23 protein-coding genes are annotated in these 23,834 nt (G+C 60.2%); 15 read left to right on the plus strand and 8 right to left on the minus strand.

Annotated features, from left to right (window positions below):
• Window positions 1-80: 80 nt before the first annotated feature.
• Entirely contained in the window at window positions 81-1,631 is a 1,551-nt protein-coding gene (locus ADJ79_RS10710) for an acetyl-CoA hydrolase/transferase family protein (RefSeq protein ID WP_050715949.1), read from the minus strand.
• A gap of 616 nt (window positions 1,632-2,247) precedes the next feature.
• Here ADJ79_RS10710 and ADJ79_RS14470 point away from each other — a divergent pair.
• The 3 genes from ADJ79_RS14470 to ADJ79_RS10725 all read left to right on the plus strand — a co-directional run bounded on the left by ADJ79_RS14470 (window position 2,248) and on the right by ADJ79_RS10725 (window position 6,468).
• Window positions 2,248-4,557: a lipopolysaccharide assembly protein LapB gene (locus ADJ79_RS14470; RefSeq protein WP_156304152.1), complete on the plus strand. Its 2,310-nt coding sequence runs from the start codon at window positions 2,248-2,250 to the stop codon at window positions 4,555-4,557.
• 561 nt (window positions 4,558-5,118) lie between these two features.
• Window positions 5,119-5,886, plus strand: a complete 768-nt coding sequence (locus ADJ79_RS15245) for a hypothetical protein (protein ID WP_050715951.1) — start codon at window positions 5,119-5,121, stop codon at window positions 5,884-5,886.
• A 339-nt stretch (window positions 5,887-6,225) separates the two neighbouring features.
• The gene (locus ADJ79_RS10725) at window positions 6,226-6,468 is read left to right on the plus strand and encodes a hypothetical protein (protein WP_050715952.1); all 243 of its coding nucleotides are present in this window, start codon (window positions 6,226-6,228) and stop codon (window positions 6,466-6,468) included.
• A gap of 248 nt (window positions 6,469-6,716) precedes the next feature.
• Here ADJ79_RS10725 and ADJ79_RS10730 read toward each other — a convergent pair whose 3' ends face one another.
• The 7 genes from ADJ79_RS10730 to ADJ79_RS10760 form a co-directional block, all read right to left on the minus strand.
• On the minus strand, window positions 6,717-7,805 hold the full coding sequence (locus tag ADJ79_RS10730; RefSeq protein ID WP_050715953.1) for a PstS family phosphate ABC transporter substrate-binding protein: 1,089 nt from the start codon (window positions 7,803-7,805) through the stop codon (window positions 6,717-6,719).
• A 78-nt stretch (window positions 7,806-7,883) separates the two neighbouring features.
• Window positions 7,884-8,936, minus strand: coding sequence for a PstS family phosphate ABC transporter substrate-binding protein (locus tag ADJ79_RS10735; protein WP_146006795.1), 1,053 nt, complete (start codon window positions 8,934-8,936; stop codon window positions 7,884-7,886).
• A gap of 222 nt (window positions 8,937-9,158) precedes the next feature.
• Window positions 9,159-10,433 (minus strand): AbiH family protein, encoded by a 1,275-nt coding sequence (locus ADJ79_RS10740; RefSeq protein WP_050715955.1) that lies wholly within the window; start codon window positions 10,431-10,433, stop codon window positions 9,159-9,161.
• 157 nt (window positions 10,434-10,590) lie between these two features.
• A complete protein-coding gene (locus ADJ79_RS10745; protein ID WP_050715956.1) occupies window positions 10,591-12,738 on the minus strand; it encodes a TonB-dependent siderophore receptor in 2,148 nt (715 codons plus the stop codon).
• Between the two features lie 211 nt (window positions 12,739-12,949).
• The gene (locus ADJ79_RS15250; protein ID WP_050715957.1) at window positions 12,950-13,279 is read right to left on the minus strand and encodes a hypothetical protein; all 330 of its coding nucleotides are present in this window, start codon (window positions 13,277-13,279) and stop codon (window positions 12,950-12,952) included.
• A gap of 525 nt (window positions 13,280-13,804) precedes the next feature.
• Window positions 13,805-14,800, minus strand: coding sequence for a phage portal protein (locus ADJ79_RS10755; protein ID WP_050715958.1), 996 nt, complete (start codon window positions 14,798-14,800; stop codon window positions 13,805-13,807).
• Entirely contained in the window at window positions 14,797-16,620 is a 1,824-nt protein-coding gene (locus tag ADJ79_RS10760) for a terminase large subunit domain-containing protein (protein ID WP_050715959.1), read from the minus strand. Before ADJ79_RS10760 ends, ADJ79_RS10755 begins: the two co-directional genes overlap by 4 nt.
• Window positions 16,621-16,883: 263 nt before the next feature.
• On the opposite strand from ADJ79_RS10760, the gene ADJ79_RS10765 reads away from it, so the two are divergent.
• The 12 genes from ADJ79_RS10765 (at window position 16,884) to ADJ79_RS10820 (ending at window position 23,803) form a co-directional block, all read left to right on the plus strand.
• The gene (locus ADJ79_RS10765) at window positions 16,884-17,723 is read left to right on the plus strand and encodes a GPO family capsid scaffolding protein (protein WP_050715960.1); all 840 of its coding nucleotides are present in this window, start codon (window positions 16,884-16,886) and stop codon (window positions 17,721-17,723) included.
• A gap of 27 nt (window positions 17,724-17,750) precedes the next feature.
• A complete protein-coding gene (locus ADJ79_RS10770; protein ID WP_050715961.1) occupies window positions 17,751-18,776 on the plus strand; it encodes a phage major capsid protein, P2 family in 1,026 nt (341 codons plus the stop codon).
• A 4-nt stretch (window positions 18,777-18,780) separates the two neighbouring features.
• Complete coding sequence (gene gpM, locus ADJ79_RS10775; protein ID WP_050715962.1) at window positions 18,781-19,608, plus strand: phage terminase small subunit; 828 nt, start codon at window positions 18,781-18,783, stop codon at window positions 19,606-19,608.
• A 113-nt stretch (window positions 19,609-19,721) separates the two neighbouring features.
• Window positions 19,722-20,204, plus strand: coding sequence for a head completion/stabilization protein (locus tag ADJ79_RS10780; RefSeq protein ID WP_050715963.1), 483 nt, complete (start codon window positions 19,722-19,724; stop codon window positions 20,202-20,204).
• 11 nt (window positions 20,205-20,215) lie between these two features.
• Window positions 20,216-20,422 (plus strand): tail protein X, encoded by a 207-nt coding sequence (locus ADJ79_RS10785; RefSeq protein WP_050715964.1) that lies wholly within the window; start codon window positions 20,216-20,218, stop codon window positions 20,420-20,422.
• 28 nt (window positions 20,423-20,450) lie between these two features.
• Window positions 20,451-21,317, plus strand: coding sequence for a hypothetical protein (locus ADJ79_RS10790; protein WP_050715965.1), 867 nt, complete (start codon window positions 20,451-20,453; stop codon window positions 21,315-21,317).
• Complete coding sequence (locus ADJ79_RS10795; protein WP_050715966.1) at window positions 21,314-21,652, plus strand: HP1 family phage holin; 339 nt, start codon at window positions 21,314-21,316, stop codon at window positions 21,650-21,652. Before ADJ79_RS10790 ends, ADJ79_RS10795 begins: the two co-directional genes overlap by 4 nt.
• Window positions 21,649-22,119, plus strand: a complete 471-nt coding sequence (locus ADJ79_RS10800; protein WP_050715967.1) for a lysozyme — start codon at window positions 21,649-21,651, stop codon at window positions 22,117-22,119. The genes ADJ79_RS10795 and ADJ79_RS10800 overlap by 4 nt, the downstream gene beginning before the upstream one ends.
• On the plus strand, window positions 22,116-22,481 hold the full coding sequence (locus tag ADJ79_RS10805; RefSeq protein ID WP_050715968.1) for a hypothetical protein: 366 nt from the start codon (window positions 22,116-22,118) through the stop codon (window positions 22,479-22,481). The genes ADJ79_RS10800 and ADJ79_RS10805 overlap by 4 nt, the downstream gene beginning before the upstream one ends.
• Entirely contained in the window at window positions 22,478-22,765 is a 288-nt protein-coding gene (locus tag ADJ79_RS10810; RefSeq protein WP_050715969.1) for a hypothetical protein, read from the plus strand. Before ADJ79_RS10805 ends, ADJ79_RS10810 begins: the two co-directional genes overlap by 4 nt.
• Before the next feature lies 1 nt (window position 22,766).
• Complete coding sequence (locus ADJ79_RS10815) at window positions 22,767-23,315, plus strand: phage tail protein (RefSeq protein ID WP_050715970.1); 549 nt, start codon at window positions 22,767-22,769, stop codon at window positions 23,313-23,315.
• The gene (locus ADJ79_RS10820) at window positions 23,312-23,803 is read left to right on the plus strand and encodes a phage virion morphogenesis protein (RefSeq protein ID WP_050715971.1); all 492 of its coding nucleotides are present in this window, start codon (window positions 23,312-23,314) and stop codon (window positions 23,801-23,803) included. Before ADJ79_RS10815 ends, ADJ79_RS10820 begins: the two co-directional genes overlap by 4 nt.
• Window positions 23,804-23,834: the final 31 nt, after the last annotated feature.

Here is a 23,834-nt window from a genome sequence, read left to right on the forward strand (position 1 = left end):
GGGAGATCATGCTATTGGAAAAGGAGCGAAAGCGGCCAGCGGGCGGATGGTGCGCTGGCCGCCGTGTTTCGCGCGGCGCTTCAGCCTTTTTTGCGCATGTCGCCCGTTTGCACAAAGCGCTGGTGCCACGAGAGCGACTCTTGCAGCAGGTGCGGCGTGTGTTTGCCGGGCGCGCCGCCAGCCAGGGCGCGGTCCAGGTAGTCGGTGAGCGCGTCGCGGTAGTCGGGGTGGGCGCATTTTTCAATCACGCGGCGCGCGCGCGGCACGGGCGCCAGGCCGCGCAGATCGGCCAGGCCCTGCTCGGTGACGATGACTTGCACGTCGTGCTCGGTGTGGTCGGTGTGCGAGACCATGGGCACGATGCACGAGATGGCGCCGCCCTTGGCCGTGGAGGGCGACATGAAGAAGGAGATGTAGGCGTTGCGGGCAAAGTCGCCCGAGCCGCCAATGCCGTTCATGACGGTGCTGCCCATGAGGTGCGTGCTGTTCACGTTGCCGTAGATGTCGGCTTCGATCATGGCGTTCATGGCGAGCATGCCCATGCGGCGGATCAGCTCCGGGTGGTTGCTGATCTCTTGCGGGCGCAGCAAAACGCGGCCACGGAATTCGTCCAGGTGCGTGGTGAAGTACTGCGTGGCCTCGGGGCTGAGCGACAGCGCCGTGGCCGAGGCGAAGGTGAGCTTGCCGGACTTGATCATCTCCAGCATGCCGTCTTGCAGCACCTCGGTGTAGGCGGTCATGTTGTTGAAGGGGCTTTCGTTCAGGCCCGCCAGCACGGCATTGGCGATGTTGCCCACGCCCGATTGCAGCGGCAGCAAGTTGGCGGGCAGGCGGCCCGCCTTCACTTCGTGCTGGAAGAAGTCGATCATGTGCTGCGCAATGAGGCGCGAGTTTTCATCGGGCGGCGAGAAGGGCGAATTGCGGTCGTGCGCGTCGGTCTGCACGATGGCGATGATTTTTTCCGGATCGCAGTGCAGGTACGGCTCGCCAATGCGGTCATGCGGCGCGGTCAGCATGATGGGCTGGCGGTGCGGGGGCAGGCGCGTGCCGTAGTAGATGTCGTGCATGCCTTCCAGGCCCGTGCTCTGCCAGTGGTTCACTTCCAGAATCACGTGGTCGGCAATGTCCAGCCAGGTTTTGTTGTTGCCGACAGACGTGGTGGGAATCAGGCGGCCATCGGGCAGGATGCCTGCCACTTCAATCACGGCCACGTTCAGGCGGCCAAAAAAGCCGGCCCAGGCCATGGGCGCCACGTGCGACAGGTGCATGTCTGAATAGAACATGCCCCCCGCGTTGATCTGGTTGCGCACCGTGGGGTCAGACTGATAGGGCAGCCGCATGCTGATGCCTTCGGCCTTGGCCAGCGCGCCGTCCAGCTCCGGCGCGGTGGAAGCGCCCGTCCACAGGCCCACGCGAAACGGCTTGCCCGCCGCGTGCGCCGCTTCCATGCGCGCGGCCAGCGCCAGGGGCACCGCCTTGGGATAGCCTGAGCCGGTAAAGCCGCTCATGCCCACATTGAAGCCTGGCTGGATCAGCTCCGCCGCCTGCTCGGCCGTCATGATCTTGCTGCGCAAGCCTTCGTGCTGAATGCGGGCCTGGGTTGCTTCGGGGGTAAACGCCTGGGTATTCATATCCGGGTGCCTCGTGATAGTTAAACAAATAAAAGGGAAACCGGGAGCGCCTTCCGGCAGGCTGGTCAAGCCAACCGTTGAGTGCGTCCGAACGGTGTTTTGAGTGTAGGAGAGGCAGCCTGTTTTCCGGCCTTGAAAACAATAGGGTTTTCCCTTCTGTGCAAAGGCTTTGTCCAGCCGTTCAGCGAAGGCATGCGCGCGCCCAGCCACTGCCTTGCACGGGCTTTTGCCTTGGAAGCAAATCGGCCGCAAGTCCTAGTGAAATCAGCGCGGACAGCTATGGTTTGCATAGCGCCGCCCACTCTATCCCTTATGCCCACCCGCAAGCCTGCCGCTGCATGGGCGGCTGAACCGTCCGCCGCCACTGCTCCTGCGTTTTCTGCCCATGCCCAGCGCCTGCATGCCGGCAAGAACACACGGGCAATTTGGATTTGAAAAACTGCACTGTTCGCCGCAAAGACGAACACAGGGCTTCCTTTGTGGCAGCCAAGTGCGCACTACCGCAGTGAAGCAACTGCCAAGTATTTCTCGGCAGTTGGGAATCACAAAGAAATTCTGATGGGATGCGTGAAATGCAAGGTAATATCTCAATTATGTCTGATCATTGAATTGGAGAATGATGATGAAAAAAATTAGTGCAGATGAAATCCTTCAGCGGGGGATTGAGCTGATGAAGGAGAAAAAATTCGAGGAAGCGAAAAATAAGTTTGAACGCATAACTCAATGCGATAATGCGCAATATCTTCGGGCGCAGCGTTATTTGATTGGTATATATATTAGAAACGAGCAGTGGATTGAAGTAATAAAGGCTTCGGAGTGGATTCTTGAAAATCACTGTTCCGGTATATCCAAAGAAGAAGTGGAAGAGATTCAATTTAAATTGGGCTGCTCTTATTTTTCTATAGAAAGATGGAAAGATGCAGTTGATATATTCCGTTCTATTAAAGAGCACGATTGTAAATTTTATGATGCGGTGCGAATAGTATTGGCTAATGCATATATTAAATTAAATCAGACACAAGAGGCGGTGGGACTATTGCTGCAAGTTTCAGGCGATAGCCAATGGCTCTTTGATGATGCTAGAAATCGGCTCGGTTCGTTGTGCTTGCAAAAGGGATTGGGAATGCAGGCCATCAAAGTCTTTAAGAGTGTTTCGAATACAGATCATATACTGTATCGTAGCGCCAGAATGAATCTAGGTTTCTTGTACTTTCGGTCCAATCAAAAGAGTAAGGCCATCAAGATATTGCAAAAGATCAGTAAAGAAAATGATGCCGATATCTTTGACAAATTATATATTGTGGCAATATTTGAAGACAATGGATTGTACAAAGAAGCAGTGCAGTGTTGCGAAGATGTGCTTAATGCAGCGAAAGGTGACTCAGATATTTGTGCTGCTGTTAAATATATTCTTGTAGAGTTTCTTGCAAAGAGGGAGGTTTGGAAAGATGAGTCATTAAGGCAGAAAGTAAATGGTTTAATTGAAAATATAATAAGTTTCATGCCTCAATTTGATAAGGATGAAGCTTTTCTTCATCATGCAAATCAGTTGGCAACAGGCAAAATGCATTTGATAAATAATAATTTCACTAAGGCCGAGGATTTATTTAAAAATCAAGAGAACGTTTCTTACCATGACTCGACATGTTTTTTGGAATTGGCTAGGCTTCTGGGAAAAATTGGGCCGGAAAAAGTGGAGGGAATTAAATGGAATTTAATTGAATTTTTAGGAATCATAGATAAAATTGAAGATAAATTACTTTGCGCGCAAAATATGAATTGTTATGATAATGATGTGCTCGATGCAAGTTTGGAGAATTTCAAGGAGGCTGGCTCTGAGGATATCAAATTGGAAGATTTCGAATTTGCCGAATACCATGGTTATGAATATAAATTTGCTCATTATAGCCGTTGCGAGACTGCTTTTAAATTAATTGGCAAACCACAAACGGGTTCACCTTCTGCATTTCGGCTTGGTTCTGTTGGCAATGTGAACGACCCTAAGGAGGGTGTTGTCTTGGGGCAATATTTGGGAAAATGTTGCAAGCTGGCTTCAGATATCTTCATTGACAATGAACCTTACGCAACGTTCGTTGGTTGCTTTACATTCAATCACGATAGCTTGAACCAATTCCGCCTTTATGGAAAGGAAAATAATCAGGAGGCGTCAGGCGTGAGCTTGGTTTTTTTGAGCGATTTCTTTGGTCGAGACAACCGTGCCATGCATATTAATAATCCTGTGCGTGTGGATGATCAAGATCACAAGTTGAAAGATGAAGATGACGAAGCAAATGAGATTCCGAAAATACTAGAGTTTTCAATGAACACAAGAGGCGACAAAGCAAATGCAGATAAACCAATAAAATACAACCTGTACAGATGTATATATATTGACCCGGAGACAGGCTATCTGTCATTGGCGCGCCGCGATAAGGCGACTTTTTATCAAGAATGCGCCAACAGTATGAATTCGGAAAATCTGGATTCAATCCGAGAAATGGCCGAAGCTCGATGGGAAAATTATTCCAAAATCATAGAGCGAAAGGAAAATGGTATTCGTGATTTGATGGAAAAGCTTGTGCGTCTGATTGACGAAATCTATGAGGACGGCGCAAATGCGAAAGAATCTGTCAATAAGTTCATGCGGATTGGATTATTGAAATTGCAATATTTGGTCAAACATGCCGCCTATCAGGAGGAGCAGGAGTGCCGAATGATATATGTTACCGGCTGGAAAGACGAAAAAATTCGGTCCGACTACAAGTTGAAAACCATATATGTGGAATGCGATGGGTCCGTCGTTGAACATTTGGATGGAATCTATTTGTCACCGGGGGCAAAAGATGCCAAGGATCATTTTCGAGTTCTTTTGAGGGACACAGAAATAAAAATCCGGGAATCCAGAAATCCTTTCCGCCATAGATGATGATTTTGATGTGTCTGCTGCCTTTCCGCCTTGCCATTCTTGGTCGCTGCCATAGCTCCGCCTGCGCCAAACTGGCGGCGCGTCTGATCGCACGGCTGCTGCCAGTGGTGTTGATGGAAAGGCCGGGCGCTTTCAAGGCCCGCACGAGGTTTATTTGTTTTGCGCCTTGCAGCCCATGCCGATTTGCTCTTTTGCCTTCGCGGCCAGATTCTTTGAACAGGCTCTCACTGGCGATGTCCGTGGCGCGCTGGCGGCCCCTTCTGGGCGTGACGGCCCGCACACCTTGCGCGAAGGCTAGGCCCTCTACCTTCAGGCCTGCCAGATCGGTTACATCGCAGCGCAAACTGTGATTTGGTGCGATGAATGCGGGCTGACGGATGAGCTGCGTGAATAATCGCTCCCTCGCGCCTTGTCTGTAAGAGCCTGTTCAAAGTGTTCGTCCACGGAGACAAAAGTGTGGATTCGGGCGGTCTGCGCCCCTCTTGCAGCCAGACTCTGAACAGGTTTCTGAAAACACAAGTGCCCGCTTTCGTTCAACCCATTGCCCCCAAGGAGCCAGCCATGCCCGCCATCCCAGCCGCCGCCCTCGCCTGGTGGGAAAAAACCGTCGAATACGCCTTTCTCCAGCAAGCCTGCCGCAAGTGGGACGTCAATTTCCTTGCGCCGCTGGGCGTCATCACCTTGCAGGCGGGCGATGAGCCGCCCCGGCAAACCAGCCCCGCCCTGCACTCGGGTGCGTACAAATGGCTGCTCATCGAATTCAGGAAAGACAAGGCTGCTCTTGAAGCCGAAAAAGAGCGCTTCTACGACTACGGCGTTTCCCTCAACGTCATTGAAGACATGGAGCGCGCGGGTGAGCTTCAGAGCCACTTTCATCGCGTGGTCTATGGCAAGCAAAACGCCCAGGGCCGCTTGTGCCTGGGTTCCGCTCCCTACTGGCCCACGCCCTTGGCGCAGCGGGGCAGCAAGGCGGCTTTTCTGGAAAACGGCGTCGGCCTGCCCGCTTTCATCAACTACGTTGAAATCCTCATGCCCATGAAAAAGCCGGGGGAGTGCGGCGCGGCTTCCGCAATCGTTTTCGGCATCCATCGCCACGACCGCACCTGCTTTTGCATGACACTGGATGAGTTTTTCAGGCAGGTGCGCCTGCTTGCCAGCCCGGTGGAGCTTGAACCCGAACCCGAACTCGAACCTGAACTCGAACCTGAACCTGAACCTGAACCTGAACCTGAACCTGAACCTGAACCTGGCTCTGAACCGCCCCAGACGCCAGCCAGCGAGGAAGCTGCGCCCGAGCCTGCGGCGCAGACCATGACGCAGTCGGCCTGATTTGCCCCATCGACTGACAGTTGTAGTCCGCCTTGGGTGCGTTGTTCGCTGACCAGCAGACAAACGGCGAGCCACCACTGCCGCAGAATGGCCTTGATCGGCGGCGTACGCCGTTGGGCGGCCTGCCAGTCATCGCCCAGAAAGGCCAGCGTGGTGCAAGAGAGCGGGTCGTGACAGACGAACATGGGCACTCCTGACGTGCAAAGCAGGTTGTTGCGGGCAATTCAAAACATTACGCAACAGATAGACAACAATAGAATCTCCAAGGCTGTCCAAAAAAACACGACATGCGCATCGCGCAGGTTGTTTTAGGCTTGGTTTCTCACGGCGATTTCTTCCATGCGCATTGCCTTTGGCCTGATTGGCCTTCTTATTGCCTTGTTCATCGTGGCCAAACTGGCAGGCCGCTCTGCCCAGGTGCTGACGCAGCCCGTGGCTGTGCCCGGCGCGCCCGCTGCCAGCCAGCCGGCGGGCAACGCGCGGCAGCAGGCGCAGCAGATTCAGCAGCAGGTGCGCCAGCAGTACGAGCAGGCCATGCAAGAGATGCAAAAGCAGCGGCAGGCGCTGGAAGAGGCTCAGTGACGAGGCAGGCCTTTTGCGGGGAGCAGAAAGGCCGCCTGCTGGCTTTATTTGCTCCTTGTTTAATAGCGCTATGTCCTAGTGAAATGAGCGCAAGCGCTGTTTTTTCACCCCTATTTATTTGCTATGAAAAATGATTGATGCGGAAGCGAAGGGGCGTGATCATCTGGCCTTGTTGATCTGGCTGCGTGGCGGGGCTTGAAGCGCTGTTCAGGCCGGCAGATTCTTGTAGTCAGAAGACAAACAGCTTCTTAGGGCGCCGCCAGCAATTTGCGCCGTTCGGCGGCCAGGTCGTCTGCGCTCAGGGGCACGTAGCCTTCGGGGCTGCCTTGCTGGCTGGCGACGATGGCCTGGCCTTCGCTGGAGAGGGCGAACAGCAGGTATTGGCGCGCGAGTTCGTCCAGCGGCTGGCGCGCGTAGAACTGCACGTGGTGCGAGAGCGGGTAGCGCCCCTGGCGCACGGATGGCAGATCGGGGCCGTAAAAGGGCTGGCCGGGCTGGGCGGCCAGGGGCAGCGGCCGCACGTTGGCGGCCACGGCGCTGGCGTTCATCCAGCCGATCAGGCCGATGCCGTAGGGGTCTTGCGAGACGGCGCGAATCACGTCTTGCCGCGAGGGCAGCGGTTCGTATTTGACGGAAAAGGGCAGCCCGCCCAGGCGGGCCGTGCGCACGCCGGTGGCAAAGCCGCCGTCATCGCGCAGGCCGTAGGCGTGGATGCGGCGGCTGGCCCAGCCGGGCTGCGTCAGGCCCAGCTGGCCCCAGGTGTTGAGGTCGCCGCCGGGCTGGCCGTCGGTGAAGATGCGGGCCACTTGCGCCATGTCCAGCCCGGCCAGCGGGTTGCTGGCGTTGACGTAAACGGCGGGCGGCGTTTTGTGCGGCGGGCGCGGGCCGTAGCCGCTGTAGCCGATGCGCACGGCCAGCGGCTCTTGCGAGCCTTGCGCTCCTTGTGATCTTTGCAACTGCCGCCAGGCGGCGCGGTCGCCGGGCCACATGTCGCGCGTCATGGGCGCCAGCAGCGTGGCGTTTGCCGCCAGTGCGGGCATGCCGGTGGATGAGCCTTGCAAGGTGGCGGCAAAGCGCACGTTCGGGTGGTGGCGGCTGAAGGCGGCGTTGAGCGCGTCAATCAGCGCCTGCATGCCGTCGTTGCCGATGATGTGAACGCGCCCGTCGGGCAGCACATAGCCGGCTTGCGCGGGCACGCTGACGGGCCGGGGCGCGTAGGCGGGCGCGCCGTTGTCCGCCGGTGGCGGGCTGACGGGCGTGGAAGTGGCGCAAGCGGCCAGCAGGCAGCAAGCCAGAAGAGGGCAGGCCAGGCGTAAAGGGTGTGGGCAGGCGGGCATGGGTTGAACCGGAGAGATTGGGGAAAAGCGCGGAATCCGCGAAATCCGAAAGCAGAAGGGGCGTGGCCGGGCGCGGCATCAATCGCCCTTTGGGGCGGCGGGCGCGGCTTCGTCCAGCTTGCGCAATTCGGCCTGCGCCTGCTCGGGCGTGAGCGGCAGGTAGCCACCAGAGCGCGCCGCCACCAGCGCCTGCCCCTGGGGCGAGAGCAGAAAGCGCAGATAGTCGCGCGCCAGCGGATCGGCGGCCTGGCCGGGCAGCCGCCGCGCGTAAACCAGCAGGGGGCGCGCCAGCGGCCAGTCTTGCGCGGTCACCTCTTGCGCCGTGCCTTGCAGCGGCTGGCCGCTGGTCAGACCCAGCAGCGGCACGGCGCGCACGCCTTCGCGCTGCATGCCCAGCGCGGCCACGGCCACGCCGCCTGCGTTTTGCGCCACGCATTCCAGCAGCGCGGCGCTGTTGCTGCGCTGCTGCGTGTAGGCGGCCAGCGGGCGGCCTTGCAGCACGTGCTTTTGCAGCCAGTCGCCAAAGCCCGTGTATTCGGGCGTGGCGCAAACGGCAATGCGCTGCTGGCCCTGCGGCCCCGTCAGCCCCAGCTGGCTCCAGTGCGAAAAATCGCCCAGCGGGTGGCCCGTGGACAGCATGCGCGCCAGCTGCTCCACGCTCAATGCGGGCAGCGGATTGCCGGCATGCACGTAAACGGCCAGATGGGTGGCCAGGCCCCCGGCAGGGCGCAAGGCGGCATGCGCCACGCGCACGGCCAGCGGCTCTGCCCCCACGGTCTTGCGCCAGGGCACGCGCTCGATGTCGTTCATGGCCCGCCCCATCACGGCCAGCAGAACGCGGCCATGCATCAGCAGCGGCACGGCGCTGCTGGTGCCCTTGCCGTCAAACGCCAGCCGCACGCCCGGGTGCTGCTGCATGAAGGCGGCGTTGGCCGCTTCCATCAGGGCGCGCGCGTGCTCAGCGCCGCCAATCAGCGCCGCGCCGCTGGCGTGGCGGTCGCTGGCTTCGGGTTGCGATGGCGCGGGCGGTGCGCTGCCTGCCGCGCCAGCCGCCAGGGCCGGGCCGGCCAGCAGGCAAAGCAGCGCCAGGGCAGGGCGCTTTTTCAGAAAAGAGCAAAGGGCAGGGCGCATGGGCAGCAATGGAAGGCAGAGGTGGATAGGACGGCCTGATTCAAGAGCATCTAAAACAGGAGCGAATATGAGGGTAAAAAATCGGCTTCTGCGCCCGTTTGACTAGGACCTATTGCTATCAAACAAGGAGCAGAAATAGAGCGTGAAAATCCAGTGCCGAGAGGCCGCTGGCCGCTGCTTCTTTTCGTCTGGAGCGCGCTCCGCCTTTCTGGTGAGCCTGACTCACGATGCCTTGGGTGGCCAGAAAGGTGGAGGCGGCAAAACGCGTGGGCTTGGCACGGCGCCAGCTTTTTGCGCGGCGTCATCTGGCTTGGCAGTAGCGTAAAAATGAGCTGTTTGATTGAATTCAAATGCGCGCGTATTCAGCCAGACGCGATCTCTTATTGAATCATCATACAAAACAACGTGTATTTGGCTTGCGAGCATTTTTTGCACCTTCTGATCAAAGGCAAGGCCGGCTGCTTTTGCAAATCTCCATCGAAGCTCATCTGCGGTCAATTGGGCCTCTTTGCTTCCTTTTCGCCAGTAAAGAAGCAATTCGGGCTTTTCTTGATCTTCCGCTTCCTTCAAAAGGGCATCGGCAATGGACTTCCACCACCACCGGTCCGTATGCCCGAGCGAACACCCGAAAATGATGAACAAATCGGTTTCAGGGAAGAGATCCTTGTATCGCAATTCATTCTGGGACCAATAAGGTTTGGAAAACCGTTCCGCAGGCCCTGTCGTTTCGTCTATTCCGAAAAGAAGCGACCTTGGCGTGTACAGAATTCCATGCGGATGCACGATATTGCAGGCAAGATAAATCTTAAACCATGCATCATGGGTGTTTTCCCTGTGCCCTTTTGGGCGATAGGAATATGTCTCGTGCTTACGGGGATTGGCATAAAAAGTCGCATTCCTGTCGGAATGCTCATAAGGATGCGGATCAAATTGCTTCTGGTCGAGGTAGATGAAATCGTCCAGAAGGGTTGTGAAGTTGAAATTGATGAATTGAAAGTTGATGGCATGGCAATGATCCAGCCGCCTCGGGAAGCGTATTCTTCCGAAGTCTGTTGCGTTTCTGATGTCTCCCAGAAATTCCATGAGGCTTGTGATGGCCCATTTATTCTTCATGGATGATTCGCCCAGGTTCGTGAGAATATCAGGGGTGACAACCTGGTTGAGAAAATTCGCGAATTCCCGTTGTATTTTTCCCAGGTCTTCAGACAGTTTCTCGGGGCTGGTTTCCCCGCAGGTCAGCAGGGATTCGATGGCGAATTCGACATCGCACCAGTTTGTTTTCCCTTCCGAGAGGAGAAGCTCCATTTCCTGAAATATATGGTTGTCCGGGCTGAATCTGCGATACTTCAGATAATGAAAGAAGGATTCGTACCGCGTATCAGAGGGCGCTCCGAAATCGGATAATGCCTGGATGTCGAAGCCGTTGCCCACCAGGGCCATGATATTGTGCTGCCGCTTGACGTCGTTGAATTTCTCTTTCAGGTTATCGTATGGCATGGATCAGCTCCTGTTTCTGTCAGCGGGCAGGGTAATGACTGAAAATGCGGTCGAGATTCGAAGGTATTTGCGATCATCAGCGCGGCTGATGCCATTGCCATTCAAACCGCGCGATGAATCATGACGAATTTGCCGGAAAGGGTTTCCGGGCAGGTTTTCAGAAATCCACTTTCAGCGCCAGCTTCACCGTGCGCGGCAGGCCTGCGCTCAGGCGGTTGCCGCCAGCGGCCCAGTAGCGTTTGTTGGCGGCGTTGTCCACGTTGAGCTGCCAGGTGTAGGCGTTGCCGCCCATCTGGTGGCGGTAGCGCGCGCCCAGGGTGTAGAGCGTGTTGCCGCCCAGCCAGCCCTGGTTCAGGTCGTCCATGGGGCGGCGGCCCGTGTAATACGCGCCCGCGTTGAGCGACAGGCCCTGCAAGGCGCCGCTGAAGGCGTAGGTGAGAAACAGGCTGGCGGTTTTCTTCGAGGCGTTTTCGGGCAGCTTGCCGTTGTAGGCGGCGTTGATGTCGGCAAAGCGCGGGTTCAGCCACTGCCAGGCGGTCTGCCAGCCCAATTGGCGCGTGATTTGCCCTTGGGCCGATAGCTCCAGGCCCGTGTAGAGCTGCCGGCCATCGGCGGTGTAAACGTTGCTGGCGTTGGTGTAGTAGCCGGGGCGCTCGATGTCGAACACGGCCGCTGACAACAGCGTGCCCCAGGGGGCCTGCCAGCGCGCGCCGATTTCCTTTTGCTTGCTCACGCCGGGGGCCAGGCGCTCGTTCTGGTTGGCGGTGCCCGCCGGGGCGGCTTCGCCTTCTTCCAGCCCTTGCGCGTAGGAGGCGTAGAAGGACAGGTCCTCGCGCAGCTTGTAAACAACGGCCAGCATGGGCGTGGTTTTGCGCGCGTCATAAACGCGCTTGCCTTGCGTGCTGTGGTAGCGCGAGTGGCGTAGGCCCGCAATCAGTTGCCATTGGGGGCCGAACTGCATGCGGTCCACCACATACAGGCCCTGGTCGCGCGTTTTCAGCAGCGCCGATGTGGGCGTTGTGGGCACAGGCCCGTAAGTGACGCGCGTGATGGGCACGGGGGCATACAGGTTCTGCGACGAAATGTTGTAGTTGCGCTGGTAAATGGGGTCTTGCTCTTTGCGGGTGTGGCTCAGGCCCAGGGTGAGGCCGTGCTCCACAAAGCCGCTTTTGAAGCTGCCGAACAGCTCGGCGCGCCCCATGTCGGATTCAACCTGATGGTTTTGCATGTTGCCCCGGATGAAGCCTTGCCCCGTGGCCACGTCAGCCGCCCGCGCAAAGCGGAAGATGGGCAGCCGCCGGTCGCGCTCCATTTCCGAGTGGCCTGCCTCCACGGTGAGCGCCCAGTTGTCATTGAGGGCGTAGTCGGCGCGCAGCAGCGCGTTGATGGTGGTGGCCTCGAAGTCAGACCAGGCCGGGCCGACCAGGCGCGTGGGATCCACGGGGCGGGGCAGGGGAATGCGGCCATTGACGGCGGCGGGCCGCGCCACGGCGGCTTGTTCGGTGACGCGGCGCTTGTCGTATTCAAAGTCGGCCTTGAGCAGCAGGCGGCTGCTGGCGCGCCAGTCGAAGACGGCGGAAAAGAAGGCGCGCCGGCCTTTGCGCACGCCATCCAGATGCGAGCCGAGCACGCCGCCAGCGGCATTCACGCGCAGGCCAAACTGCTCTTGCGCGCCAAAGCGGCGCCCCACATCCACTGAAGCGACGGCGCTGCCGTGTTCATTCACGCGCAGCCCCAGCGAAGTCACAGGCGCTTTGCCCGCGCGCTTGGTCACGTAATTGACCACGCCGGCAGGCGAAGTAAAGCCGTAATACAGCGCCGATGCGCCCTTGAGCACTTCCACGCGCTCTTTGTCTTCCATCGGCACTTGCGAGAAATTCATGATGGGCATGGCGCCGTTGAGGCGGTAATTGGTGCGGTTTTGCACCTCCATGCCGCGAATCACGATCTGATCCCAGGTATCGCCCGCGTTTTGCTGGCGCGTCACGCCGGCGGTGTTGCGCACGGCTTCATACAGCCCCTCGACGGCCTGCTGCTCCAGCGCCTCGCGCGTGATGACGTTCACCGTGGAAGGCACTTCCATGATGCTGGCGCCGCGAAAAGTGCCCGCCTCCACCGTCTGCGGCGCCAGCCCCTGGGCGCGGGCGCTGGTCACGGCCACGGTTTGCAGCGTGGCTTCATCGGCGCTTTCCTCCTCTTCATCATGGGCCTGCTGCGCATGCAGCGGCGCGCACAGGCTGGCGGCGGCCAGCGCCAGGCAGGAAAAGCGAAAGGTGGAGCGGGAAAAAAGAGAAGCGGAGTTCATGGCGCAAGGCGGAATCAAAAGAGAACGATTCTTGTCGAATTGACTGTTTTTTTGCGAGCCTTGCGTTTCTTGTGAACTTGAATCCCGCGCGCGCCGGGCCAGGCGACGTTAAAAAAGGAGCGAATCTGAAGGGCTGAAAAACCGCCTTCGCGCCCTTTGTTCTAGGACCTTATGCTATTGAAAGAGGAGCTAATTAAGCGCTGCCTTCGCATTAGCGCATGCCTGCTTCAGCGCTGGCGGCCGTGCCCTGCCCGCCTTCATGGATGGCCTGCGGGCCAGCTCCTGGGGCCTGTTTGGCGCCAGCGTCGGCAACGGCAGCACTGGCGCTTTCGGGCGGGTTGATGTGCAGCACCCGCTGCGGGTAGGGAATGTCCACGCCCGCGCCGCGCAGGGCATCCAGAATGGCCAGGTTCACTTGCGAGCGCACGCCGCCCAGGCCGCCATTTTCAGGATCGCCCAGCCAGTAGCTCAGGGTGAATTCCAGCCCGTCGGCGCCAAAGTTGTTCAGCAGCGCGGCTGGCGCAGCCCGGCATGGTTGCATTGGCCTGCTTGCAGGCGGCTGTTCTAAGCGTCGGAATTCCAAAGAAAAACCCGCTTGTAGCTCAAGCTGCAAGCGGGTTCGTTTCTGGCGGAGACGGAGACCGCCAAAAAACTAGATTTCACGCATGCCGCAAGCCGATTCGGCGACAGATGGGCCAAAAAATGGGCCAAAAGAACGCCGCATCAAAAGCAGACCTCACGCAAAAATTTTAGGGCTGTAGCGTGCGCCGTCACTTTTAGTCATTACATGACATGACAAAAGGCCGAAAAAAGGCCGCTGCACAGAGGGGAAAAGAGCGCTTGCGCGTCATCGTCGTTTTGTCATTTTTTTGCTTTCCGCGGGCCGGGGGGGAGGCGGCGCGGGATGGGGTGCGGGGGGAGTGAGGGGGAGAGAGGGTCGGGGATGGGGATGTGAAGGGGCGGGCGGGGGCGTGGCGGGGCGTTCGATGGGGCGCTGGGGGTGGGCAATGGATGGGCGCAAAAAAAACCGCCCTAGGGCGGTTTTGAGGGGGAGCGGGAAAAGCGGCTAGGCGGGCTGGGCTGCCGTGGCCAGGGGCTGGTAGGGGCGAAAGCGGATCAGCTCATCGCCCGCCCAGTCATTGAGCTGCCGCAATGTCTCCATCAGCGGCGCGACCTCTGTGTAGTAATACACGTCAGCGGCGCGGGCAATGTCGCCCAGACTGCCGGCGTTTTTGGGCACGATGCCCAGCAGCACCGGGGGCATGCGGTGGGCGGCCAGCACGTCATCGCGGCTGACATCCTTGATATTCAAAAAATCATCCTTTGCAGCCACCTCATTAAACGGGATGAGTTTCAGCCCATCCGCTTTGCCATTGGGCGCGTGAATAAAAAGATTTTTAAAATTGCCTTTACCCTGCACGGCGCGCAATTGGTCGCTGATAGCCTGTACGGCTTCCCCGCTTAATTGAGAGTCCGTGCTATACAGAATAAAACCGGCGTGTGCGCCGTTGTTGTAAAAGCGCCGCCTGAAAAGCGTGGCCGATTCATTCAGCAAAGCCGATTGCAGCGCGGCCAGATAATCGGGCACGCCATAAATTTCCTGATTGACATCCGCCCCGCGCAAATGAAACACCGTGCCCGGCTCAAAAGCATGCTCCAATTCGCCGGGCACCAGATAAAAATACTGGTTCAGATTTTCGCGCCCGCGCCGTGTCCATTTTGCCAGCACGCGCTCATAGTGCAAAACACCGCCCAGCCTGTTTCTCACGGGCAGCAAAAAGGCATCCGCAAAAATCAGCCAATCCAGCACGAAAGCCGAAAACTGTTCACGCGACAAAAGCGGATGCGCAATAAAAGCGCATTCCAGCATTTGCCGCTTTTTCGTGATGCAGCTTTGATGATGCGCATTCACCCGCAAGCATTTAGCTAGATATTCGCGCGAAATCGGCGGCTCATACCAGCGCCCGAATGAGGGGCATTCCCACGCATCCAAAAGCGTATTGCCATCCAGCACCGGCACCGCTTCGCCCAATTGCCAGCCTTCAATCAAAAACTGATTCATTTCCCACTTTCATAAACACCAACATACACCGCGCCCGCATTTTCAGAGCCGCCCAGCGGCTCAAATACAAGCGCATTCATCAAGGCCCATGCCAAATCGGCATGCCCTGTTTTCTTGCGGCGCCCGCTCACGTAAGACAAACGCCCGCCAGCCGTTGCGCCGTGCTTGATTGCCATAAAAGACTGCACCAAATCCACCGCCCCCGCATCCCATTTCAGGCGCGATTTGCGCATCACATTTTGCGCGCCCATCACCAGCCGCGCCTTCGTTTCTGGCGAATAATGGATTTCCGTCACGGCAGGATAAAAACGCTTCACCAAATCGCAAACCCCGCGCCCCAGCCCGGTCACGTCAATCGCCATTTGCAAAACCGTGAATTTGTCCGTGATTTTCTTTATGAAATCGGCCTGCGCTGAAAAATCGTTATTGTGCAAGCGGTGAAATTCCAGCACGCGAAAATCGCCGCCCGCATTCTCAGGCGGCGCCACCACCACCAGCCCGCACGCATCACCATCCGGCCCGCCGCCGCTGGGGTCATAACCCACCCAAACCCCCCGATAACCAAACGGGCGCGGCGCATACGGCGCAAAATCATTTTTCCATTCATCCCACGAATCCACGCCACAATTTTTCAGCCATTCATACGGGAAAACGGCTGTTTCATCATCCACGAACTCGCACATATACAAATTGCGATACGCGGCAGGCGCATTTTCGCGCCGGATTTGCTCCAAATCCACCAAATCCAGCCCCTGCGCCACGGCATCCTCAATCGTGACGCGGTTGCGCCAAATCCCATCCGCGCCCCGCTGGCCCTTGACCAGCTTTTGATGAGACAAATCAATCGCCACCTGTTCATTTTTCGGCCTGCCCGTGTTGTATCTCTCGCCAGTCCACAGGTCATAAGCATCGTGCGTCACCACGCTGGGAGTCGAAAAATAAGTTTTGCGAAAGCGCTTATGCGTCGCCATTGCGCCCGCCGTGCTTTCCATCACGCCAAAATTTGGCACCCAATAGATTTCGTCGAAATACAAATTACCCGAATAACTTTGAGCCGTGGCAATGTTGCGCCCCAAAAAGAACTCCACCGCGCCAGAGGAAAAAACGATGGGATCGCCTTCCAAATCCATATCCAGCACGGCGCGCACAAATTGGCGCTGATAATTCTTAAACTGATGCGCCTGCGCGCGGCTGGCGGAAAGAAAAATCTGCGAGCGGTCAGATTGCAGCAAATCAATCAACGCCTCACGCGCAAAATACCATGTGGCGCCAATCTGGCGGCTTTTCAAAATCAGCCGCACGCGCTCATTCATGCAGTTAAACCAGCGTTTTTGATAATCGAACATTTCATCGCGCAAAGCGTTTGCCAGCGCGTCGATATGTTCCTGTTCAAAATGGTTTTTGGCTTCCTTGCGGGTGGGCCGCACGCGTCGGCGCGGGGCCGTGTCAGGCGCGGCCAGCGCGCGCGCCGCGCCATCGCCGGCGGGCGTCGCCTGCCCCGCCAGCGGCCCCGCCAGGCGCTCCATTTGCCGGCCTAGCAGATCAATCTCCTTGAAATGCTGGCCGGTTTTGACCGGCAGGCCAATCAGATACGCCAGCCGCACCTCCAGCGCGCCCACCACGCGATCCACGGGCCGCGCCTTGCCCCACCCATCCGCTTTGGCCCAGCCGTGCAGCGTGGTGCGCTTGATGTCCAGCGCGCGCGCAATTGCGGCCAGTCGGAAACCGGCCCAAAACATTTGCCGCGCCTGCTGGCGCACCTGAATTTGCCCCGGCGTCGGCGTGGCCGAAACACCCGCCGCCCAATCCGCAGCCGTCATGTTTTCGGGGCTTGCGCCGGTAGGCAAATCAGCATCAGAATGTGGCGGCGCGCCGGGGTTATCAGCCTCAAAAGGCGGGCAAACAGACGGCAAATGGGGCGCTGCCGTGTCGGAAATGTCAGTCATGCCCTGATTAAGCCGCTCCGAAAATGCCCCGGCCACCCTCAAAAAAAGTAATGTGCGCCCATACAAACGGGGCGCATTGAATCATTTTCGCGCCCGCCAAACAATGCGGCCATCGTTTAACTTTTTGCGATGACCCCATGAAAAAACGTTACCGCGTCGCCACCAGCGGCCCCACCATTGACGGGCGCGAAATCAAACCCGAATGGCTCAAACAAGCCGCCGCCAATTACGACACCAATATCTACGCTGCCCGAATCAACGTCGAACATTTGCGCAGCATGTCACCCAACGGCGAATTTGGCGCATTCGGCGATGTCACCGGCCTGCAAGCCGAAACCGGAAAAGACGGCAAGGTGGCGCTATATGCCGAAATCGAACCCAACGAAAAAGCCATTGCCGCCAACAAGGCCGGGCAAAAAGTCTATACATCAATCGAAATCGTCGAAAACTTCGCCGGCACGGGCGAAGCCTATTTAGTGGGCCTGGCGCTCACGGATTCCCCCGCCAGCCTGGGCACCGAACGGCTCAATTTCACCGCCCAGCCGGCAGACGCCACCTACACGGCCCAACCATTTACCCCAATGGGGCAAAAGGCCCATGCTTTTGCCGTGGGTATGGCGCACCCCGTTGAACTCAAATTCACGGAAAACGGCGAAAACGAAAATGAAACAGAGGCCAAAGGCTTTTTTGCCGAATTGAAAGATGCCCTGCTGGGCGCATTTGCCGCACAGCCGCAAAAAACGCAAACCGGCCTGAATGAGGGCCTGAAAGAAACCCTCACGGCATTTGCCGCCACCACGGCGCAGAAATTGCAAGAAATGCAAACGGCGCTGGATGGGCAAAAACAGGCGCATGACACGCTGGCCGCCCAATTCACCAGCCTGAAAACCCAGCTTGAAAAGCAGCCTGCGCAAACCTACACGCGCCCGCCAGCCGGGACGGTCAAACCAGCCGCCAGCGGCCTGACCGATATTTGAAGCAAGCGAATCAAAGGAAAACTGAAAATGACATTTGACTATGAAGCCATTGGCCTTGCCGTCAATGCCTATATGGCGCAAATTGCCAAAATCAACGGCGTGACTAGCGCCAGCCAGAATTTCAATGTGGCACCCGCCGTGCAGCAAAAACTGGAAAGCCGCATGCAGGAATCCAGCGAATTTTTGCAACGCATCAATATTGTGGGCGTCACGGCACAAGAAGGCGAATCGGTAGGCATTGGCGTCAGCGGCCCCATTGCCAGCCGCACCGACACCACCGCCAATGACCGCCAAACGCGCGATGTGCACACCTTGCAAAGCGACAAATACAAATGCGAGCAAACCAATTACGACACGCATTTGCGGTATGCAACACTGGACGCCTGGGCGCACATGGCCGATTTCCAGCAGCGCGTGGCTAATGAAATTGTCAAACGCCAGGCGCTGGATCGCATCATGATTGGCTGGAACGGCAAAACCGTGGCCGCCACCACCAATCTTGCAACGCATCCCAATCTGGAAGATGTCAATAAAGGCTGGATAACCAAACTGCGCGAAGGCAAAGCCGCCAATGTCATGAGCGAAGTTGCCAGCGGCAGCGGCAAAATCAAAATCGGCGAAAGCGTGGCCGCCGCCGACGGCTACAAAAATCTGGATGCGCTGGTTTTCGATTTGCGACGCGGGCTTGACCCGTGGTATCAGCAAAACACCAGTCTGGTTGCTATTTGCGGCAGCGATTTACTGGATGACAAATATTTTGAGATTGTCAATTCGGCCAACAAAAACACCGAAAAAGTCGCCAGTGATATTTTGCTATCCACGCGCCGCCTGGGCGGCCTGCAAGCCGTGGTTGTGCCGTTTTTTCCCAAAAACGCAGTCATGGTCACGCTGCTGGATAACCTGAGCATTTACTACCAGCGCAGCGCCCGCCGCCGCCTGCTGGTAAACAACCCCAAACGCGATCGCCTGGAAAACTACGAAAGCAGCAACGACGCCTACGTCATAGAAGACTTTGGCGCCGCCATGTTTGCCGAAAACATCATCAAGGCATAAGGCAATGACGCTCACCCCTGTGCAAGCGCACCAAATGCGTATCCGCGCCGCCCAGGGCAGCGCCGCCGCCGCGCTGGATGAGCGCCAGCGCGCCCTGCACTGGCTGCACGTGCAAAAGGGCCTGCTTGCCGGCATCCAGTCGCACCAGGCGCGCCACGCGCACAAAGCGCAGGCGCTGCCCGAAATCACCCCGTATCTGGATGGTGTGCTGGCCGCTGCCGAAAAGCTGGCCGGCGAAGGCGCCGCCGTGCCCGCCGACCCCGTGGTGGCGCATGCCGCCATCTGGGCCATCGACGCTGCCGACTGGCCGCTGGCCTTGCGGCTCAATGCCCACCTCATCGCCCACAGCCTGCCCGCGCCCGACGAATTCGAGCGCAGCGCCGCCACGGCCTTTGCCGACTTGATGAGCGACGCCGCACTGACGGGCCGCATGAGCGCAGGCCAGAGCGTGCCGCTCATGCAGCAGGTGCTGCACATCACCCAGGAGCAAGACATGCCCGACCCCGCCCGCGCCAAGGTGCACAAAGCCATCGCCTACGGCCTGGCCGGTAAAACCATGCTGGCCGGCCAGGCTGGCGACTGGGCCGCGCTGGATGCCGCCGCGCTGCAAATGGCGCTGCATCACCTCACGCACGCCGAACAGTTTGACCCCGAATGCGGCGTCAAAAAAGACATTGCCGCCGTGCAAAAACTGCTGCGCGCCGCCACGCCCGAAAGCGGCGAAAGCGCGGCCACCGCCGACGCGGAAAAAGCCGGCGAAAGCAGCGCGGCGCGCCCGCGCAAAAACGCTGGCGCCGGCAAAGCAACCCCCAGGGCCAGCGCCCGGCGCTGACCCCACGCAAAGGAGCACCTCCCGCCCGGCGGCGCGGCAGGCGGCGCGCGGCAATCAACAGCCAGCGCACCGCCTGCCTGCCCACCGCCGGCCCGGCAGGGCCATGAACAGACATGACCGGATTCATTGCCCACTTGCCGGCGGGCCAGCCGCCCGCCGAAACCGTCGAAAACGAGCCGTTTTGGCCTGCCATCGACACCGCCGCCGTGCGCGAAAGCGGGCGGCTGGATGGCACGCACACCAGCGCGCAACTACGCGGCGCCATCGCCGGCGCGCTCATCCACGTCAATGACCAACTGCGCGCCTGGGCCGCGCAACAGCAAGCCGCCGGCTTTGCCACGCTGGGTGACGTGCCCGCGCCGCGCGTGGCCGGCCAATCGCGCCGCGTGCTGGCCTACCAGCGCGCCGTGGCCGCCGCCACCCTGGCGCAGCTGGAAAACACCCGCCGCGCGCAAGCCACCTTGCCCGCCGGCCTGGGCAAAGACGCCCGCGTGCTAGAGAGCGTGGGCCTGCGCCTGGATGAGCATTGGCAAGCCATGCGCCACGCCATCGCTGACGTCATGGGCCGCATGCGCGAAACCGTCGATCTGATTTGACAGAGGCGCCCATGCAGCAAACAGCCATTGCCCGCCAGGGCGACACCCTGGACGCACTCATCCACCGCCACACCGCCCGCACGCAAGGCAACACCGAGGCCACGCTGGCCGCCAACCCCGGCCTGGCCGATCTGGGCGCCGTGCTGCCCGAAGGCCAGAGCGTGCGCATCGTGCAGGCGCCGCCGCCGCAAGGCAGCGGCATCAACCTGTGGGACTGACCGCCGCCGCCACTGAAAACGAAGCACCATGAAACACACCCGAATCATTGGCCGCGCACTGGCGCTGGCCGGCGTGCCCGAACATCTGCACAGCCAGGCGCAAAACGCCCTCGAACAAGCCCGCAGCCGCGCCCAGGGCCTGGCGCTGCACCAGCTACGCGCCAGGCTGGCCGCCAAACGCATTGCCCGCGCCCTGCCGTGGGCGGCGGAAACCGTGGAAGACGCCCTGCCCGCCTGCGCCAGCTACGGCGTAGCCCCAAATTGGGGCAATGGCGTTAATGGAGACAACGTGCCCTGGGCCGAGCATTACCAAATGCCCGACGGCAGCGTGCGGCAAGTGTGGATGCTGGGCCAGCCGCGCGGCGGCGAGCTGCCCGCCGCCCTTAAGGAGCAAGCCGAAGCCGACGTGAACGCGCGCCGCCTAGCCGTGGTGCGCGCCGGCGGCAAGTGGCTCAAAGCCGCGCCCTGCACGCTCCCCCTGGAACTCGACACCAACCCTGACAGCTTGGACTACCAGTGCGCCTGCCAGCGCAACTACTGGGGCCACCGTTTTTTTTCGGGCGGACAGGGGCAGCATCCGCGCAGCGTCAAGGCCCGCACGGCCTGGCTGCGCAGCAACGGCGGCGAGCGCGAAGCGTGGGCGCGCGGCCAGCCGCTGCCCGAAGGCGCCAGCCTGTCCCGCTGGCGCGGCCAGCAAGGCCGCTGGCGCGCCGAAGTGCTGCACCAGGGCGACGCCTGGCAAATCAACGCGCAATACCAACTGGCCGGCCGCTGGCAGCTGGGCTGGCGCCTGGGCTTTGAGATTGACAACGCGCAGCACGCGCACCCGCGCCCCGGCTTTGACCGCCGCGCGCCGGTGACGTGGAGCATGCGACCCGAAAGGACAAAAGCATGACCATGAAAACCGACATGATGGACAAAGTGGGCGACATGGCGGGGCGCGTCACCATGACCGCCGGCGCGGCCAGCGCCGTGTGGGGCTGGCTGACAGTGGAACGCATCTTTTCGTTGATCGGCGTGCTGTGCGGCGTTGCGGGGCTGCTGGTGACCTGGTACTACAAAAGCCGCGCCGACCAGCGCGCGGAGCAAGCGCACGCGGCGCTGATGGAAATCCAGCGCGCGCGCGTTTACAGCATCACCAACGGCAACATGACGCCCGAGCAAGAAAAGGCCGCGCTGGATCACATGGACACCGACCTGGCCCGGCTGGAAAAGGCAGGCGAGCCATGACCCCGAAGCAAAAACTCATCGCGCAAATCGGCGCGGGCGCGGCGGCGCTGGTGACGGCTTTTGTTGCGCAGCACGAGGGCCTGCGCCTGTGGGCCTACCGTGACCCGGTAGGGGTGCTGACCGCGTGCTACGGCCACACCGGGCCGGACGTGCAGCCCGGCCAGAACTACACACCCGCGCAATGCCGCGAGCTGCTGGAGCGTGATTTGGCCCGCCACGCCCAGGCCCTGGCCTGCATCCAGCGCCCGCTCACCGACGGGCAAAAAGCGGCCTTTGTGAGCTTTGCCTACAACGTCGGAGCGCAAGCCTTTTGCGACAGCACACTGGCCCGCAAAGCCAACGCAGGCGACATGCCGGGCGCGTGCGCAGAGCTGAGCAAGTGGGTGTATGCAAAAGGGCAAAAGCTGCCCGGACTTGTCAAACGCCGCGCCGCAGAGCGCGCGATGTGCGAAGGGGCCGCGCCATGACGCCAATCCCTATTTACCTGCTGGCCGCCAGCGTGGCGATCAACGCCGCGCTGGGCGTGGCCTGGCAGCGCGCGGGCAACCATGCGCGCGAGCTGCAAGCGCAAATCGCCGCCGCGCAAGGCGAGCGCGACCACGCCCTGCAAACGGCGCAAGCGTGCAGCGACGGCGTGCAGCGCCTGCAAGCGCTGGCCGAGAGCCGCGCGCGCGAAGCCGCCGCCGCGCGCCGGCAAGCCGCGCAAACCGCCGCCGAACATGCCCGCCGGGCGGATGCCGCGCTGGCCGCGCCGCCCGCTGTGCCCGGCGATGACTGCGCCAGCGCCCGCGTGCGCGTGGGCCAGTGGCTCAAGGGGCGCGCGCGATGACAGTGATCAAAGATTGTTTGACAACTGCGGCGCTGGCCGCCCTGCTGGCCGGTTGCGCCGCCCCGAGCGCGCCGCACGTGCAGCGTGTCCATGTGCCCGTGCCTGTGCCATGCCGCGAGAGCGAGCCGCCGCGCCCGGCCATGCCCACCGAAGCGCTGGATGCCGATGTGACGCTGGATGCTTTCGCGGCCGCCGCCATTGCGGAGATTGAGCGCCGCGAAGGCTACGAGGGCCAGCTGCGCGCCGCGCTGTCCGCCTGCACCGCCCCCCTGGAAGGCCCCTGACATGCTCAAACTCAACAGCCTGCGCAACCTCATCCTGACCGCCGTGCCACGCCTGCAAGACGCGCCGGGGCAAGTCATCGTCATGGCCGAGGGCGGGCGCATCCAGGCCACCGGCACCGACGCGCTGAGTTTTGAGATGCACTACACAGCTTGCGTGTGGGTGCTGGGCCTGAGCGAACATCCGGACGCCGTCATCGTGCCCGCGCTGGCCTGGCACCGCTTGCAGCAAGCCGAGCTATACGCCAGCGGCCAGCCCGGCGACGCGTTTCGATTTGAGGCCCAGCCTTTGGATGAGCTGGAAGCCATCGACCTGCATTTGCGCCTGCAAATGAGCGAGCGCGTGATCGTGACGCAAGATGCCGCCACCGGGCGCGTAACAGCCGCGCACCACGCGCCCGAACCCGGCCCCATTGGTTTTGCTGACAAGCCCGAAAGATGGGTGGTCGAACTCAAGCACCCCGACGGCGAGCGCCAGCGCCTGGCCGAATTTGACGGCCCGGCCCTGACGCGCGCCCTGGCCTACTTGCGACAGCTGGGCATCCAGCCATGAACGCAGATTTGAGCGAGCTGCAAAACTGGCTGGCGCCGCTGCTGCACGCGCTGGCGCCCGCCCAGCGCCGCCAGCTGGCGGCACAGGTGGCGCGCGCCGTGCGGCAGCAAACGCAACGCACCATGCGCGCACAAACCAGCCCCGAGGGCCAGCCCTGGGAAAAACGCCGCGCCGAGCTGCTGGCCGCCAGCGGCCCGCGCGCCGCCTTGCGCCAGCGCGCCGCGCGCGGCCCCATGATGCGTCGGCTGGCGCTGGCGCGTAACCTCAAAATGCAGGCCACGCCCGACGAGGCCGTGGTGGCTTTTGTGGGCCGCGTGCAGCGCATCGCCGCCGTGCACCAGTGGGGCCTGAGCGATCGCGTCAGCAGCCGCAACCGCGTCATGCACACTTACGCCGCCCGGCCCATGCTGGGCATCAGCCCGGAAATGACGGACATCATCCGCGCCGCCGTGCTGGATCACCTGCAAAAAGCGCTACAAAAAGAATAGCGAAAAGTAGCGCCCGCCCCTACAAGCGGCA

It is taken from the genome of Ottowia sp. oral taxon 894, assembly GCF_001262075.1.
Lineage (GTDB): Bacteria > Pseudomonadota > Gammaproteobacteria > Burkholderiales > Burkholderiaceae_C > Ottowia > Ottowia massiliensis.